This is a genomic window from Streptomyces sp. SID13031 (genome assembly GCF_010548305.1).
Classification (GTDB): Bacteria; Actinomycetota; Actinomycetes; order Propionibacteriales; family Kribbellaceae; genus Kribbella.
The window spans coordinates 13,623-30,584 of sequence record NZ_JAAGLV010000025.1; the positions used below are offsets into that span (position 1 = coordinate 13,623).

Sequence of the window (16,962 nt, forward strand, 5' to 3'; positions counted from 1 at the left end):
GCCTGCAGAGCTTGATCAATCACCGCAGGCTCGGTCCGGCATGCGGGCAGGGAGTGTCGCTGGTCATCGGGTCCCTGCCACATCGTCGGCGTCGATGACGTGGCGCAGGTAGGCCTGAGGCGACTTCAGAAACCGGGACCAGTGGTCGACCAGGTCGAGTTCCTCCCAAGCGGCCCGGCGGAATCCGTGGGCGCCGACCTCAACGACATCGGCGCCAGGTGTCGCAGCCAGAGTGGGGGAGTGGGTCGTGCAGACGATCTGGGCGCCGCTACGGGCAAGCTCGTGGAGAACTGCTACCAGGTGCAGGCACGACGAGAAGGACAGTGCGGCCTCGGGCTCGTCCATAGCGTAGAACCCGGGTGCGTTCAGCATGGTCTGGATCATCATCACGAACCCTTCGCCGTGGCTCATGGCGCTGGTGTCCTCGGCCCAGTCCCCAGGAACGCCTCCGAGGTGCTCGGTCATGGAGTACGCCGTCTCCGCGCGCAGGAAGAAGCCCTTCTATTTAGGCCGGGGGCCGCCCAGCTGCCTACGTTCGCAAGGACCAGTTGGTTGACGGGCTGAACGAGTGGGTCGCGGGGCTGTTCAGTCCTCAGAATCTTGATGAGACTGTTGCAATTCTCATGGGGGCTCAGGGCAAGGATGACGCTGTCGACGCGGCTGAGCAGGGCTTCCGAGGCCGGATCGCTGCGGCCGAGGCAACGATGGGGCGGCTGCAGCGGGCGCTGGAAGCTGGGTGGGATCCGGAGGTGCTCACGGGGCAGTACAAACTGCGGTGGCGAAGAAGGAGGCTGCGCTGGCGGGACTGGAGGCATTGGAGCCGGCTGTGCGTCTGACGTCCGCGCGATGGTGAAGGAGCTTGGCGCGATGCAGGCGGTGTTTGATCAGGCGGATCGCGGGGATCTAGCCGACCTGTACGGCGCCTTGGGACTAGAAGTCTCCTATAACCACAAAACGCGGGTGGCTGATGTTTCCATCAGTACCCCGCGTGTGGTTAGCCTGCGTGTCCGAGGGGGGACTTGCGCGCTATTCACACGCTACGTGCCTCGGCGCAGGGACAGCTGACGTGTTGCCCGCTTGGATGAGCCGACCCGCCAGCCCACGGAGGTCGAGACGGTGCTATTCGAATCCGGGTTGCCAGGTGATGAAGTCGTTCGAGCCTCGCGAGTCGCGCTCGCGCTGCAACCAGTATCGGAACCGACCGGCGAGATAGTCGCGTCGCTCAGGGGTCATCATCTCGGATGCCTGCAACGCCTGAGGGATGTCGCGAATCGCCTCCAGGAGCTCACCAGCCTTCGGGGTAGTTCCATAGACTGGTGAGAAGGCAACGGCCCTAGGTCCGGTTGCCGTCATTTTGATCGTCAGAGAGTTCTGATGGTCATGACGGGGGCGGAGCGAGTCGAATGTCATGAAGGTCTCGTCCCTTCGCGCGCTGGGCGTCTCGCTTCCGCAGCAGAGCACCAGGATCAACGTGGTAGCCGTCCTGGTCAAACTCGCGTCTCGAAAGGCTTGAACACGGTCGGCCAGTGCTGGCTGTCGCAGAACCAGAACTTCTCGTCCTCGGCGCCACCAGGCGTCCCGAAGGCGAGGTTGTACGGGTACAGCTTCTCCCAGCCCTCGGCGCCTGGCGGCACGCTCAGCTCCGAGGGCTTCGGGAAGGACTTCATCACAGGCTGGGTGGTCACAATCGTGTTCCTGTCGGGAGTAGGTGGTCCACGGCTAGGGTTTCGCGCCGAGAAGGCGCGACGTGAGGCTGCCAAGGCTGAATGTCGTGGACGGCGTTACGGACGCCGCAGTAGGTCGTGCCGAGTGGACCGTCTCCGCGCGCGACTGCAGGATCAGGACGTTCTGGCCTTCCGGGAAGTCGGCGTCGATAGCCCACTCGACGTCCTGAGGGCAGCGGGAGTGCCGCTCGGCTCGCTTCGCCAAGGCAGCGACCGCCACGACCTCCGCGTCGGTCAGGCAGCGGCGGCGCCGCCGTACCTCGTCGACCTCACGCTCGATCAACGTGCTGCCTGTCAGGTCCGGTACGAGTTCCGCGTGCTTGTCACCAAGAGTCTCGGCGACGATCGTCAGCATGACCTTGTCGACCAGGATGTTGTCGGGCGTCACCTGGCCTGAGACGACCAACTCCCCCACCCCGTACGACGCGTCAATGGCGATCTTCGAGCGATCACCGGTGACCGGATCCATCGTGATGGCTACTCCTGCCACCCGCGCGTTGACCATCTTCTGCACGGCGACCGCCATCGACAGCCCCTCGTCGGCGATGCCATTTCTGAGCCGATAGGTGATCGCCCGGCTGGTGTACAGCGATGACCAGCAGGACTGGATGCGGTCCAGGATCGCCTCCGCGCCAATCAGCCACAGATAGGTGTCCTGTTGCCCAGCGAAACTCGCATCGGGCAAGTCCTCGGCGGTAGCCGACGATCGCACCGCAACCGGGACCTCTTGATCAAACCGGGCCTGCAATGCGTCGTAGGCCGCATGTGTCTGAACCTTCAGGCCGGCAGGGAGTGGCCGGGAACAGATCTCATCGCGGATCCGCCTGGACACCGCGTCCACGGCGGCCACATCACGCGCATCCAGTATGCCGATCAGCGAGCCGACCATAGCGGCCAGATCCGACTGCGCCATGAAAGCGTCGTACGCGACGGTCGTTACCGTGAACCCCGGCGGGACCGGTAACTGGGCCGCGGTCATCGACACCAGCGACGCACACTTCCCTCCGACCAGTTCGGGCTCCGGCGGGAACCCACAGTCGAAGAACTGGATGTACCGGTCGCCGGCCATCTCAAGCCTCCCACCGGACGCGGACCGCCGTCGGCGAACGAAAAGACAAGTTGTCGGCGAACCGTGTCGGATACGCGTCATCGAGCCGCATCCGCGGCGCTCGACGTGCGACCTCCTCGATCACGATCCGCAGCTGCAGCTTTGCGAGCGCACTGCCCAGACAAAAATGCGGCCCGAACCCGAAGGACAGGTTCTCCCGCGCATTCACACGGGTCAGGTCGAAACTCTCCGGGTCTTCGAACTTCGCGGAATCACGGTTCGCCGAGCCCAGCACCAGTAAGATGTCCGCTCCTTCGGGAACCGTGACGCCGCCGATCGTCGCGGCTGCGGTCGCCCGCCGGCGCCACGCAACGATCGACGGGCTGAAGCGCAGTACTTCCTCCATCGCATTACCGGCAAAAGTCACGGGATCGGCAACCAGCCGCTCCCACTGCTCAGGCCGATCCAGCAGGACCTGCAGCGCGTTGGCGATGAAGGTCGTGGTTGTCTCATGGCCCGCGAACAGCATGCTGTAGCACACCGACGCGATCTCATGATCGGAGATGGGATCACCTGCGACCTGCGCACGCACCAGGTCCCCTACCAGCGAGTCGCGTTCGTTGCCATGAGCATCGTCAACGAGTCGCAGGCACTCCTGCCAGTACTCCACCAGATTGTGCGCGTGGGGGATCTGCTGCTCGTCGTCGAGATCACCCCATGTCATCGCAGTCCGCGACGCCGACCAGCGCTTGTACGTCTCGACTCTTGAAATGTCGGCGCCGAACAGCGACAGGATGGTCACGGTCGGTACGTCGTTGGCCAGATCGCGCACGAGATCTCCGTGCCTGAACTCCCGGGCAAGCATGTTCTCGAGCAACCCGACGACATGCCGCCGGATCACTGGCTCCAGCACCTTGTAGCGGCGCGGCGTAAATTCTCGTGCGACGATCCTGCGGATCCGCGGGTGATCCGGCGGCACCCGGGCCGACAGCCCCGAGTACGCCGTGAAGCCACCGTCAGCCATGATCTTGCTTGCCGGCCGGCCGTGCTCACGAACCGGAGCCTGAGCGTTCTCGCTGCTGAACGTCTGCCGGTCCTCGAAGACAGCCTTGACGTCGGCAAACCTCGTCACCACCCAGTACCCGATCCGCTCGTCGAACATCACCGGCGCCTCGGCACGCAACGCGGCATACGCCGGAAAGGGATCGTCCTGCCGGAACGGCTCGAAGCCATGACGGGCTGGGCAGCCATCCGCACCCGTGACGTTCACTTCGCTGGACGATGACATCGGCCGGTCCCCTCGCCGTGCGTTCGGGTTAGAGATATGCGAACTCTCGCTGTACCAAGGCCCCGCTGAACGCACGTGAAGAGGCGGGTTCCGCGTGACTCGCACACAAAATCAACTCGCAGCCGCTCCCGAACTGCAGCAGCACCGAGCCAGGGGCATCGCAACGGTCGCATCGATCCTCACTGGTCAGAAAATGTCCGGCCCAGTCGTGAAGAAAGAAATCCGGCGTCACAATCGGTACGCTCATGATGATCTCCAGCTGTGAATTGCAGCCACTAAAGGAAGGCTAGATCGGTCCGCGCCGCCCGAGATCAGGTAACACCCCCAGAGCACCCCCCAATGCTTCAGCCGATCGAGGCGCTGTGGATCGGGGTCGCCGGCACCCGCACTTCTTCGGGGGGGTGTCTAAGGGGTCCGTTGCCTCAAGACCGCTGAGAGCCATCGTTACCCGATCCGCCGAAGACGATATCTGCGCCGGTTCCACCCACTATGGTGTCGTTCCCACTCTCGCGAGCGATGACGTCAACCGTCACCTTGTCAGAGAATTGGCCATCACTGACGGTCAGCGTCACGGTTGCCCGCCCACCTGCCCCGTCGCCACGGTGACGCTCAGGGTCGAGTCGCACCTGATCCCGTGCGCTGGATGTTGGCGTTAGGCAAGAACTGCTGATTGGACGACGCAGCAGCCACTGCAGCTCTGCCGCGGGATCATCGACATCTGTCAGCAGCATGCCCATCGTCACTTGAGCAGTACTGCTCAAGGCCCTCCTGCTCCCGCCGAGACCGCCAGCGCCCTGTTCTGCGACGAATCAAACCTCAGATTGAGATCGTACTGGATTGTATTCTCATTGCTGCCATCAGCACGCCACAGCTCGACTCCGTGCGATCCATCACTCGCACTCCAGCAAAAAGACTCCATTCACGGACAATTGAGATGGTCCACGAGCTACTGCCTGGATGTACATCCTAAACGATCGAATTCCCCCGCGGCCTCACCATTGCTCTGCCACAACTCTAGGCCGCTGGATAGTCATCATCTGCCGCGCCACAGTTCGCCGCTCACGTCACCGGGCACGGAGGAGTCGTCCGTACCCTCCGACGCTCGGCCAGGCGAGCACAGTCCTCAGCTGGACCAGGAAGTGTTGGGGGGTTCATGAGGCGGAGCACCCCAATGTGGATGTCGGCTGACAGACGCAGCGTGTGGGGTCAGTTCACTCGTCCGGCTCGCCCCGCCCCGGGCACCGGCGTCAATCGATCGGAGCACTGCCTTGCCAGGAAGAAAGAATCACATCCGTCGCGCATTGGCCGGCATGATGGCTGTCGGTGCGGCGTTGTCGCTCGGACAGTTGCCTGCCTCCGCAGTAACCGGTGCACTGGAGTTCTACCGGTTCGACTGTGTTGAGGAAACGAACGAGGTGGGCAGCGACAGCCCGTACTTCCTCGTCTTCACTGCTAGCGGCACGAATGCGGACACCGACCAGCTCGCCATGGTTCGCCATTCCAGTTGGGACGATGAGGTCGACACCGGCAATATCTACCGACCGCGCGCTGCTATCCCAACCACGCGGCCGATCAGCAACAACTCGTTCGTACTCGTTGCCGTTGTCGAAGAGGATGCTGGGACAGACCTCGAGTCGGCCGATGTGACCAGTATCCGCAACCTCATGCACAACGCCTATCAGAACAGCTTCTGGATGCCGCCTGCCACGCGAGTGAGCAGCATGCGTGCGGCGTTCGCGGAGTCCGTTGGTCGATACATGGTGAATGACGACTACCTGGGCAGCGCGCTCGTGCCTATGGGCGGCACCACGATTCCTGCGGTTGAGGTAGCCGGCGACGGCGGTCGCTATCGGATGTACTTCCGAACCGCCTGAGCCCGTACTGGACGACCTCTCACCGGACTCGAAGGGTCCGGTGAGAGGTCCTTCTGCGCAACCACATGAGGTGCAACAGATAATGATCAGAGTAGGTTTGACCAGTCGGGCAGCCATGATCCTGGCGGCCCAAGCGGGCGGCATGGCACAGGCAACTGCTGTCGATCGGCAGCAGACCACGCAGATCCAAGCCGGCGATCCTTCACTCCAGCGCGCTCGGGACCTGATTGAGGCGGCCCAGTGGCACCCTCGTGCCGACAAGGCCACGTTTCTCGTGACTTTGGATCCCACGGGCACCCGGTACCGCGTCAGTATCGACCGCAAAGAGACACAAGCCGGTAAGGCACTCAAACATCTGCTGGGTGACAGCGTCGAGCTACCCAGGGTTCGATCTGACGACCGTCAGAGACGGCGGCTCCTACGCGGCGAGGGTCTACTCCGGTCCTCTTATCGCGGGCACAGAGGATGTCATGCAGGGTCCAGTGGTAGCAGCGGCTGACCCCGCTCCCGGCGACCGCGTCTGCGTGAGCGGGATCAACTTCGGCGCGCAGTGCAACGCAACTGTTCAGCCGGCCTGACGGCTATGCACCAGCCCGATGGGTGGACCTGGAACTTGATGTCAGCGACGAACTTCTCGGTAGCTCTCGCAATTCAGGGAGATTCTGGCGCACCGATCTACTCAATCGCCGCTGCCAACGGGGTCGTTGCCCACGGAATCCTGGTCGCGTGTCTGACACCGGACACACAATCGTGTTTCACAGCGTGTCCACCATCCGTGATCGTCTCGGCGTCGAGATCGCGACGCAACCCGTATATATGCCGGCGACTGGACGCTGGAGTACAAGATGCCACCACTAGGTACCTACAGCGAGGTGGGTTCAGACACCTGGGCACTGGGACGGAGCGCGACAGAGGCAGCGCAACGGAGCATCATGCTTCAATCCTTCGAGCAGGCGCGGGCGGGGCCAGGGTCTTCGATGGCCAATTTCAGCGTCCGGTTCACAGAATCGAACGAGGTCCGCGATTCGCTGGTTACGTTCACGAACAGAAATAGAAGTTTCATCTCCCAGCCCTATCCACTACCGCAGGGTGCTTCGAAGAGAAAGTCATCCCGGAGGGAATGCCGATGTGGGGCGACTGGGACAGGTCGATAACAGGAGTGCTTTCATCCGAGTCCGATGCGGCTGCCTACCATTACGCAACCGCGCCGAGCCACGGCATGTATTACTGTAGATACACAGCGGAGCCGCAGGTCTACAACTCGTTCACGTTGAGGTACACGAAGGTGACCGCGGTCACGTGCACCTCGAGACTCACCTAAGACCCGCAAAGCCGGCGGCCGCCGCGCACGCGCGGCGGCCGCCGAGGATCGCGATACTCGGAGGAGACCAGCATCGCGAGGAGCTGGACCGGAACGCAGAGCCGATAGCACTTGCCGAGACACCGCCCCGCGCCCCGACGGTCGACGTCGCGCGCCTTCGTGTTCCAGCGCCATAGACAAGATGCCTGATCGCTGACGAAGACCTACTCGGGCCCCACCCCCTATCCCACCCCCAGGCTTTTGTCGGAACAGTCCGCCTGAGCAGTCGTGACAGAGTGCCGGGCCGCGGAATCCCAGATCCAACAATCGGGGGTCTGGGTCAGGGGCACCCTAGCGATAGATGTCCGGCGCGACGGCAAGCTGGTTTGGTAGCCGGCAGAGATGCCACCCATCCGCAGGCCACATGAGCCGCACCAGCAGCGATCGCCCGTTTGCTGGAACGTGAACCATCGGCCCACCGTGCAGGTTGTCTTCAGCGACCAGCCTGACAACGACGATGAGGCGCTCTTCCGCTGGCTGTGCGGCGCCCGTCCTCTGAGGTTGGCTGTGCAGCGAACCCGCTGACCGGATTGGAGCGGGTCTATACCGCCGCGGTCGGCGAGACTTTCTACAACCAAGTACTGTCAGACGAGAGCGTGACGCTCGGCCTCAGCGCGACAGCTGAATACCTGCGGCCACAAGGCGCCGCTGCCTCATCAAGCAGACCACACGTGCATGACAATCCGCGGCGCGTGCGCGTACGGCGTCGAAATGATCACCAATCACTTTACTGGCGCTTTCTAGGACAGCGAACTGCTCCGCGTCGAACTATTTGCCAGATCAGTCTCGCGCAGGTGACGCGCATCAGACTTCGCAACTAACCCCGTATGCGGCGCCGGCGGTCGGTAGAGGTAAAGCTTTGGGTGACGGCAGGGGGAGATCTCACGCCCACTTACACCTCCAGACAAGTAGAGTGACACCGAATTTACGATGTTCACTCAAACGGAAAGTATGCTACCGTGCGGAAAAAGCTGTTTCGCTTCACAATTGCGACACCAATCGTCGCCGGTGTCGCCCTAGTCGGGCCGGCAATTTCGGCGGAAGCAGGGGGCGGACCGTCCGGGGGCAGCATCTCCGGAGTATGCGGCCCATATCAACCGGCGGCACGCGGCGTCCGATCTGCTATGTGTATCGAAAAGCAGACCGCGGAGCCTTCGGGCGCGGTGACAGTGCGCACGACATTGAGTTTTCATGTCGACAGTGCAATCCCGAGCTTCCCGTTTCGATTCGCCGGGCGGATCCAGGTAGACCCAGGAAGTGTGAGCGCAATGCCAAGCTGCACACTGACAAAGGTCAGCGCCACCAGTTATGAATGCTCTTCGGAATGGCTTCCCGACACCGATATGTCGGAAGATCAGGGAGTATCTCAATGGAGCCTTCGGAACTGGTCGGACAGCCTCGTCATCTACCGCATCTACGACACGAGCCCTCTCTTGTAGCAACGGCGACGAGGCCGACCGCGATCGGTTCAGCGTCATCGAGCCCGGCGGCTCTCTGTTGAGAGCCGCCGGGCGAGCCGCGACGACAACTTCCGCAGACGTCAGGACAGCCTCACCAAATCTCCTCAGGCAGCAGAAGCTTTCAACAAGCCACACGCCGGTACTGCAGATAGGTGTCAGAGGTCAGGGGTGAACGCGGGACCCGCTCATTGGTGAGGACGAATCCATACCATCCGCTGCGTGGCGCGGTGTAGCGAAGGGTTCTGGTTCCTGTGTCAGTCGGCCTGTAGGGCATGGATGCCACGGCCGCACTCCTACACTCACACCTGTCGGGGAGCCATGCATGTCGGGCATCAAGTACATGCCGCCTACGTTGTAGCGAAAGTTCGACGCCGCCGCTCTCCGGCCAGGGCTCCGACTTCAGGGCGACCGCTGACCAGTGCCTGCTAGTCGTCTGCACGATGTAACAGGACGATTCCACGTCCCCGGTACCAGACATACGGCCGGGCGCGAGTGGCACGCAGGGCGGATCGGCCGCTGCCGGGCTCATGTGAAGCAGGGATCCTGCGATGCCGAGTGCCACCACCACGCACGTGTGCCTGAAGAGTCGTGTCCGCATACCAGCTCCATTCTGACTATGTTCTGGCGCGACGGGTCCTTAGGTTCTCGCCGTACGGTATGGCTCACTGCCGATCTTCGCCTTGGGGCCAGGCCCCCAGGGCAAGGCCCGACAATCGGCAGCACATCAGCCATGAATCGCTGACACGGCAGTATCGATGGATGGGGGGGTACGTAGGGGGTGCCCTGACGCGGACGACAACGGCTTGGCTCGACCATTCAGACAGACTTATGAACTGTCTGTTCTGTCGACCGAAAGAGGAAGCACGATGCTCAAAGCCTTCCTGGCCAGTGCGGTCATGGTCGGGCGGTTGGCCACACTCCTTACCAACGCCTGTCAGGTCTTATGGCAGGTGCAGCCGATGAAGTCGATCTACCGCAGCCTTGCGGGCCGAGACATCGTGCGGCAATGGTGCGCTGGTCAGCTCGAAACGTGGCCGGTTCCGCACGAGCGGGTCGTATCGCACCTCTGCGGAGCCGAGACACATCTAGTAGTCGCCGGCTCCGGCACGACTACCGTCGTCTTCGTACCGGGCAGGAACTTCAACGCCGCGGCTTCCCTGGCCCCTTGGCCTGGCCCTTTCCCGACGGCACCGAGTGATCATGCCGGACGTACCCGGCCAGCCTGGGCTCAGCTCGGACGAGCGCAATCCGTGCGAGCACGGATTGGACTGGTACGGCGCCTGGTTGGATGCCGTCACGGAGTTCGCGGCGGACAGGCGCGGCCCGTTGGTGCTCATGGGCCACTCGTTCGGCGGAGCGATCGCGCTCTCGACCAGCCGGCCGAGATCACCGGCCTGAACTGGTGGACTGGATGACTCTGGTCGCACGGCACTCCCGTTCGAGCGGTGCGCCCGGTGAGGCGACGATCGCGGCCGATGCCACTCCTACCCTGCTTGCCTCAGGCAAGCACGACGTTTTCTGCCATCAGAGCGACTCGCCCAGGCTGCCAGACGCAAAGCTGGGTATCGAGATGGAGACTGTCACCCCGGTGGCTACCTACTCGTGGAAGAGTGTCCAGAACAGCTCGCCGCGATGGTCGACCGACTCGCTCTCGGATGACGCGACTTCGACCTCAATCAGTCGTGCGAGATGGAGCGGTAAGGGATCACCCATCACCTCGAGCTAGCCGGCGAACATTCCGGATGGATTGTTCGACGGCCGCAGGTGTCGTCCTGTCATCGTCAGACTCCTCGGCCGACTGGTCGACACCTTGGGCTACCAGGCGGGCCAGTACCCGGCCGACAAGTGAGCCGATCACTACGACCCTCCCAGACGTCGAGACAGGCCACGAATCGAGCCATCAGTTGAGGACACGATCTCGACGCTTCGGCCTGCCCGAGTTGACGATTGCGAATCTGATCGCACTGCCGTGGCACCAGAGGAGCCGTGATGGGTGGGCCTAGCGGCCTCCCTGGGCTCCTCTCCATCAGCCCACCACATAGCAGCAGGAAGTCCAGCCATCATCAGCACAACGAGGACGGCAAGAGGCACCGCGATGGCACGCGCCACGTTCATGGTCGCTCCCAGGCAGCTTCAGAGCGGAGGGCCTCGCCGCAGACTCTGGTGTGCCGATACTGCTCGAACAGTGCGCGCCGGACTGTCGTGGCGACCGCGTCGTACCCACAACAGCGACAGAACACCAGGCGCCCGAAGTCGTAAACCTCGATCAGCACAGGCCGTTCATCAACCGCGCCGAGGAAGCCGTTCTCGATAGCTAGCAACCTGTTCAAGGATTCCAGGTCACTGGGCGCTGCACTCAGATGCTGATCACTGCTCGGACGCACCGAGTCATCGAGCGGGCCGCTCATGCTGTGCCTACAGCGAGATCGAGCGGTTGCGGTTCGACGAGTGCGGACGGAGCGTAGTACCGCGGCAAGAGCATCGCGTGGGCGATGTCTGCATCGCCAACTCGAGCGTGCGCCGGCGAAGCTGATGTAGTTCCAAGTGGGGCCATCACAGATCACGACCAATGGGTGGGAGCCTGCCTGACGTTCTCAGAGTCCCCCCTGGACCGCGAAGCGACATCCGGGCGGACCCCAAAGCAGGCCCCCAAGGAGCCCCAGCGTGCTGTGGGCCGTCTTCCACCCTTGCGCGAAAGCCCGCGGCCGAGGCTCAGTGCGGCATACCTGGGGTAGCCAGAGACCGAGGTTGGGGCCCGCGCTTGGGGTACCGCCCTAATGCGATCTTCTGCTGAGCGGCGGCATCGTGGTGTCAAGGACGCTAACGAACCCATCCAGGAGGCGCCATGAACGCCATCGATCTCACCGCGAAATGCACCCCTAGCGGGTCTGACGTCTGTGATCGGTGTGGTGCTCGGGCACAGGCGCTGGCACAGCTCGCTACTGGAGTGTTGGCGCTCTGTCGGCACCACAGGAACCAACACGCGCGGGCCATTCTCGCTGTTGGTGGTCGACTGATCGACCATCCCGACAATCGGTCATCAGCAGCCTGACGGCGTCAACTCAGCTCCGGCCGGTGCCGCATGCCCCCCGACTACCGGCACCGGCCGGTCTCAGCAGTAGTACCTAGTGAGGTGAGCGGTGAAGGGTCTCGTAAGCACCATGGCTGACGATCTGGCATGTATACAGCGCCTCGTTACCGCCCACCCAGAACTCGCCGACACGACGTACTGCTTGCTTCCTCGAATTGGTGGCCACATCGCTGTAGACGTGCACGGGGGTTACCGTGAGGCGATGCTGTGGCGCGCAGCCATCAACGGGCGAATCTACCCGTCTCGTATCGATGCTCACGGCGTACGTCGGCAGCTGATCCTTGGCAGCGGTGTGAGCGCTGAAGTCAGCAGGCCTACCTTCGACAACTCGACCGTTGGAGTCTCGCGAGCTGCCTAGACCTACTGCCTGTGCTTCCCACCCGTTCAGGTGATTAGGGTCCGACCCCAATGCAGCCTGCCGACTCTGTCCGCGACGATGAGTTTGAGCCGTCGTGAGTGAGGCAAATGGCCGGCCCTCAGCGCTCGCTGAACTTGGAGGATTAGACGACATGGAACGCACTTTTGACGGCAAAGTAGCCCTGGTGACCGGCGCTAGCGGTGGCATCGGCGCGGAGACAGCCAGACACCTAGCTCGGCAGGGAGCCCGGGTAGCAGTCGTTGCACGTCGCGATGAGCAGTCCCAAGCCGTGGTTGAACAAATCCGGGACACTGGCGGTCAAGCCGTCTTCGTCTGCGCCGATGTCTCGAACAGAGACAGTGTCGAGGGAATGGTGCACGAAGTCGTCGCGTGGGGTGGCGGCCTCGACATTGCTGTCAACAACGCGGCGATCCTGGGCGACCCCGGAGCCTCCACCGCTGATCTTGATCCGCGGGTATGGGACGAGGTGATACAGACCAACTTGTATGGGTTGTTCTATTGTCTCCAAGCCGAGATCAGGGTGATGCGTGACAACGGTGGCGCGATCGTGAATGTGCTGTCGACCGGCGCCCTGCGCGCGGCCGGCGCTGTTGCCCCGTACGTCGCTAGCAAGCACGCCGGACTCGGGCTCACCTACACAGCCGCTCACGAAGAGATCAAGAACGGCATCCGAATCAACGCACTATGCCCCGGCGGAACGCAGACCGACATGGCCGACATGATCAAAGCAGGGAACCCGAGCCTGTATGACAGCCTGGTGGCCAAATATCCAATCGGCAGATTTGCCACACCTGCCGAGCAGGCTGCGGTGATCGCATTCTTGTGCGGGCCAGATTCATCTTTCATCGTTGGCGCGCCGATCCTGACGGACGGCGGGTTTCTGTTGGTGTGAAAGGCTCAAGGAGCGGACATCAGTCCGAGATTGCCTCGGTCGGGCACAGATCGGCAGCCTCACCAGCCAGTTCGACCAGATCCGCGTCGACAATGACCTCATGGTGGAAAATGCGATCGGAGTCTTTGGACCCCCGCTGGGTGTTGCAACGAAACCTCATGGTCAACGGTCGTGACTATCTGGTGCCGATGGCAACTGAAGAGCCTTCGGTGATCGCCGCAGTCAGTAGCGCTGCCCGTATCGCCCGAGTCGCGACACCCGACGCGGCAGGTACGTCGTCGTGCACCTCGCGGTAGATGTCCGCGATGTCATGGGGCGAACGTCTTGAACAGCATGGCCGAAGCCATCGCTAACCGTATCGGTGAGCATTCCGAAGGCCGGTTGCTCTTGCGCATCCTCAGCAATAAGGCAGACCTCCGCCTGTGCCGAGCACGCGCAGTGTTCGATGCCGAATCGCTGGGCGGCGAAGGGTTGTCGACGACATCCTGCATGCAGCCGCACCGGCTGATTCCGATCCCTATCGAGCAGTGGCGCACAACAAAGGAATCCTCAACGGCGTCACGGCAGTTGTCCTCGCCACTGGAAACGACACCCGAGCCGTAGAGGCCGGCGCTCATGCTCACGCCGTCAACGAGCATGGTCTGTGTACCTCGCTGTCTCGCTTCGACAAAGATCAACGCGGGAACCTGTCGGCAGTCTCGAGCTTCCGATGGCGATCGGCTTGGTCGGCGGGCCACGCGAGTGCACCCCGTCGCGAAAGCGGCTGTCTCGCTGCTGGGTGTCAGTACTGCCCAGGAGTTGAGGCGAAATCACATCATCGCCATCGGGCTCGTCCAAGATCTGGCAGCGATCCGAGCACTCGCAACCATGGGGATCCAGCGCGGTCACATGTCCCAGCACGCTCGAGACGTTGCCGTCACCGCCGGCGCGACGGTCAGCGAGGTCGACGCGGTAGCGGCTCGGATGGTAGCTGACCGGGACCGTTCGCAGCGATCACGCCGTGCGGGTTCTCGCCGAGATCCGCGGACGATAGAGAGCCTCACGGTAGGCCGTGATGGGGAAGCGTCATCCACGGCGCCACCATGGGAGCACCTAGGCTCAAAACTCCAAGCTCCACTTCTCGATACGGCCGGTGTCGGCCGCACATACATCCTTGACTCGGAGTCGCCATGTGCCGGTGGGATCTCCACCCACCACCCGGACTCGGTACGTGCCGACAACATCATCCGCCGAATCCCAGCCGCTCGGGCTCTTGACCCGGTACGAAGTGCCGTCAGGAGCGACCAGGTCGATGAGCAGGTCGCCCCGAAAACTGTGCCTCACTTCAATGTTGACAGTGACCATCGCTGCAGAGCCACACAGCCCAGTGACCGGGATAGGAGAAGAGACCTCCCCAGACGGACCATCCGGAATGGCGACACGAGTCGAATTTTCATACCAGCCGTACCAATCACAGTTCATGTGAGCCGAGGACGAGGGCGCGGCCGCGGCCGCGCTGGCGCCGACTCCCGCAGCAACAAGAAGTGCACTGACCAGGTTCGCGAGTACGCGGTGCTTCGACATGTTTTCCCCTTGGATTCGTGGCATCTCCTAGACTTTGTCTCCCTTGCCAATCTCCCCCAAAAGCACTCGCCGTTCATCCGGGGATGCACCCGGAGTAGCACCCCAATCAAGAGCTGCGCGAACAATAGGTAGGCGGACAACGACGAGCCACGAGTCGACGTTGCGCGGGAGCAGGTCAGGCTGCGCTATCGGCTTCTTCCTTTGCCGACACCACTCGAAGCCATCGGCAACCCGACCTGAACAACGCGACTCCGGTCGAGCGTCACGATGCAGGGCCGGCCCTCGGCCCAGAGCTCCGCAGCCGATGTCTGAGATCTGGCCAGCTCGGAGTCAGTCGACTGCCTTTGGCGCTTTCGTTCGTGTGGTAGGCATCTTGTTCGTAGGAGGTCACGATGCCGGGTGGCTTGGACGAGGACTTCCGGCGCCGGTTGGAGGGGTTGATCGGCGAGCCGGTCAACGTCGACGATCCGCTGCCCACTACCGCACAGGTGGCGGTCCTGCTGGGAGTCAGCCAAGAACGGGTCCGCCGTGTGGCCCGGGCCGGGCATCTACCGGTCCGCGGCACCAGGATCAGGCGAGTGATGCTGTCCGACCTTGTCGGGGCCGGCTGCGATCAGTGGATGACCCTGGCAGAGGCCGGTACTGTGCTCGACCTCAAACCGACCGGCGAACGACGATTGATCAAAGCCGGTCTGCTGCGAGTCCACGACTCGGAGTTCCCGCTACGCCGCGACGAGGTAGCTGCCCTGGCCGATCTGCGCCGTGGCTGGGGTAACCGTGGGGAGTGCCGCTCGGCACCTCGGCATCGAGGCCGACCAGGTCATCGGCATGCTTCGCCTCAACATTCTCACTCACACCCGCGATGTGTCCCAGCCGGTCCTGCGTCACCAACTCCTCGCGCTGAGCGCCGACCACTCCTACACGCTGGTGACGAGTCAAGCCGCAGAGCACCCACGCCAGTCCGCCGAACGTGTTGAAATTGGCGACCAGTCTCCCCCGAACTCCACAGCGCGCGAACTACTCGGCGCCAGTTCGACAAAATAGACTGCCCCGCCCAATTGTCTCTGGGCGGGACCGCCTATTTCACACATTACAGCAAAAACACAGGCAACTTCTAATCAACGCCGAGAGTGATGACGTAGTCTCCACCGTCATTGAAACGCATGGGAGATAGGAGCCCTACGCCTGAGACCGTGGCATAGCTGCCGCCGAGTACGTCGTCACCACCGACGCCACTTTCGGTCGCGGCAATAACCTGGGAGCGCAGGACTTCCCGCATGTGAGCAATCATCTGGTCCCGCGTCATATGGTTGGCCGAAGATACTGGAGCCGCCATTCGGGCAAAGTCAGCGGAATACCAGAACGCCATGGAGCTCCTGATGTTTGCAAGATCTGAGCCGGACAGATCATTGGCGGCATCCTCCTCCACCAGGGCCGTGAAGGTGATCGCACCCGCCGGGACGTAACCGATGGTCACATTGGGATTCCAGGTGTTGGGTCCGCTGTAAGGGATGAAGACCTTCGTGGTAGAGGTGACAGCACCCGAATTCGGATCTCCAATGAATGTCACGGCATAAAGCGAATCCAAACCGAAATTATCATCCAAGGCGTAACGAGTGACCTGTTTGATCCGCAGAATCCCAATTTCCGTCGCACTTGCTGGAGCGGAGAGAAGCGGAATAGCAATCACCGCACCTGCGAGTGCTCCGATGATTCCTCGGCGCAAAAGCCTGATCTTAGACAATGCAACTCCTATATCCGGTAGCGCACCGACTCGGGACCACTTCCCAGGCTCACTAATGCACTGCCACCACGATAATTGATAACCAACGGCGAAACATGCGGGCAGTCCCCCCACCAAGAACCCTTACGTCAGAGCCTCCTGATCGTCGGAACGCCTCGATAACCCCGGTCTTCAGCAAGCGATTGATTCGTGGCGCGGGGCTGCACCCGCCGAACGGGCAAACGCCCTGCTCAAACGCATCACCGTCGACCCCTGGCGAATCGGCACGGTCACAGCCGCAGCACTCGTCCTACTCCACCTACAACGAGGCACCCGGTGAGAAAACCTCAATGTAGAAGTTATGGTCTCTACTTACGGGTACGCCGTGGCGGCAAGTCGACGCTTCGCATCGAGCTGCCCCGCTGGCCGGCATCAACAAGGTCCCTGTACTCCGCGACGGCTCACCGTTTCGCCGCGGACCCCTGACCGGCCTCAGCCAGCTCGAGTCCATCACCTCCGACTAGGTCCGCTGGTACAACAGCAGCCGGGCTCGTGCTGCT

10 protein-coding genes and 1 pseudogene are annotated in these 16,962 nt (G+C 62.5%); 5 read left to right on the forward strand and 6 right to left on the reverse strand.

Annotated elements, in window-relative coordinates:
• Window positions 1-63: 63 nt before the first annotated feature.
• The 4 genes from G3I17_RS35210 to G3I17_RS35225 form a co-directional block, all read right to left on the reverse strand.
• Window positions 64-465, reverse strand: coding sequence for a hypothetical protein (locus G3I17_RS35210; RefSeq protein WP_164602926.1), 402 nt, complete (start codon window positions 463-465; stop codon window positions 64-66).
• A 1,022-nt stretch (window positions 466-1,487) separates the two neighbouring features.
• A complete protein-coding gene (locus G3I17_RS35215; RefSeq protein WP_164602910.1) occupies window positions 1,488-1,685 on the reverse strand; it encodes a hypothetical protein in 198 nt (65 codons plus the stop codon).
• Window positions 1,686-1,719: 34 nt separating this feature from the next.
• Complete coding sequence (locus G3I17_RS35220; protein ID WP_164602928.1) at window positions 1,720-2,793, reverse strand: PEP/pyruvate-binding domain-containing protein; 1,074 nt, start codon at window positions 2,791-2,793, stop codon at window positions 1,720-1,722.
• A 1-nt stretch (window position 2,794) separates the two neighbouring features.
• Window positions 2,795-4,060: a cytochrome P450 gene (locus tag G3I17_RS35225; protein WP_164602931.1), complete on the reverse strand. Its 1,266-nt coding sequence runs from the start codon at window positions 4,058-4,060 to the stop codon at window positions 2,795-2,797.
• Between the two features lie 1,310 nt (window positions 4,061-5,370).
• On the opposite strand from G3I17_RS35225, the gene G3I17_RS35240 reads away from it, so the two are divergent.
• The 4 genes from G3I17_RS35240 to G3I17_RS40140 all read left to right on the forward strand — a co-directional run bounded on the left by G3I17_RS35240 (window position 5,371) and on the right by G3I17_RS40140 (window position 13,719).
• Window positions 5,371-5,934 (forward strand): hypothetical protein, encoded by a 564-nt coding sequence (locus G3I17_RS35240; protein ID WP_164602937.1) that lies wholly within the window; start codon window positions 5,371-5,373, stop codon window positions 5,932-5,934.
• A 4,014-nt stretch (window positions 5,935-9,948) separates the two neighbouring features.
• The gene (locus G3I17_RS35245; protein ID WP_343238532.1) at window positions 9,949-10,152 is read left to right on the forward strand and encodes an alpha/beta fold hydrolase; all 204 of its coding nucleotides are present in this window, start codon (window positions 9,949-9,951) and stop codon (window positions 10,150-10,152) included.
• Window positions 10,153-12,354: 2,202 nt separating this feature from the next.
• Window positions 12,355-13,116, forward strand: a complete 762-nt coding sequence (locus tag G3I17_RS35250; protein WP_164602939.1) for an SDR family oxidoreductase — start codon at window positions 12,355-12,357, stop codon at window positions 13,114-13,116.
• Window positions 13,117-13,449: 333 nt separating this feature from the next.
• The gene (locus G3I17_RS40140; RefSeq protein WP_203591207.1) at window positions 13,450-13,719 is read left to right on the forward strand and encodes a hypothetical protein; all 270 of its coding nucleotides are present in this window, start codon (window positions 13,450-13,452) and stop codon (window positions 13,717-13,719) included.
• Window positions 13,720-14,214: 495 nt separating this feature from the next.
• On the opposite strand, the gene G3I17_RS35260 is transcribed toward G3I17_RS40140, so the two are convergent.
• Window positions 14,215-14,679 carry a proprotein convertase P-domain-containing protein gene (locus G3I17_RS35260; protein ID WP_164602941.1) on the reverse strand — a complete coding sequence of 155 codons (465 nt, stop codon included), beginning with the start codon at window positions 14,677-14,679 and terminating at the stop codon, window positions 14,215-14,217.
• Window positions 14,680-15,793: 1,114 nt separating this feature from the next.
• On the reverse strand, window positions 15,794-16,423 hold the full coding sequence (locus tag G3I17_RS35265; protein WP_164602943.1) for a hypothetical protein: 630 nt from the start codon (window positions 16,421-16,423) through the stop codon (window positions 15,794-15,796).
• A 202-nt stretch (window positions 16,424-16,625) separates the two neighbouring features.
• On the opposite strand from G3I17_RS35265, the pseudogene G3I17_RS41335 reads away from it, so the two are divergent.
• Window positions 16,626-16,742: pseudogene (locus G3I17_RS41335) on the forward strand (IS5/IS1182 family transposase); the annotation flags it as partial.
• Between the last annotated feature and the right edge of the window lie 220 nt (window positions 16,743-16,962).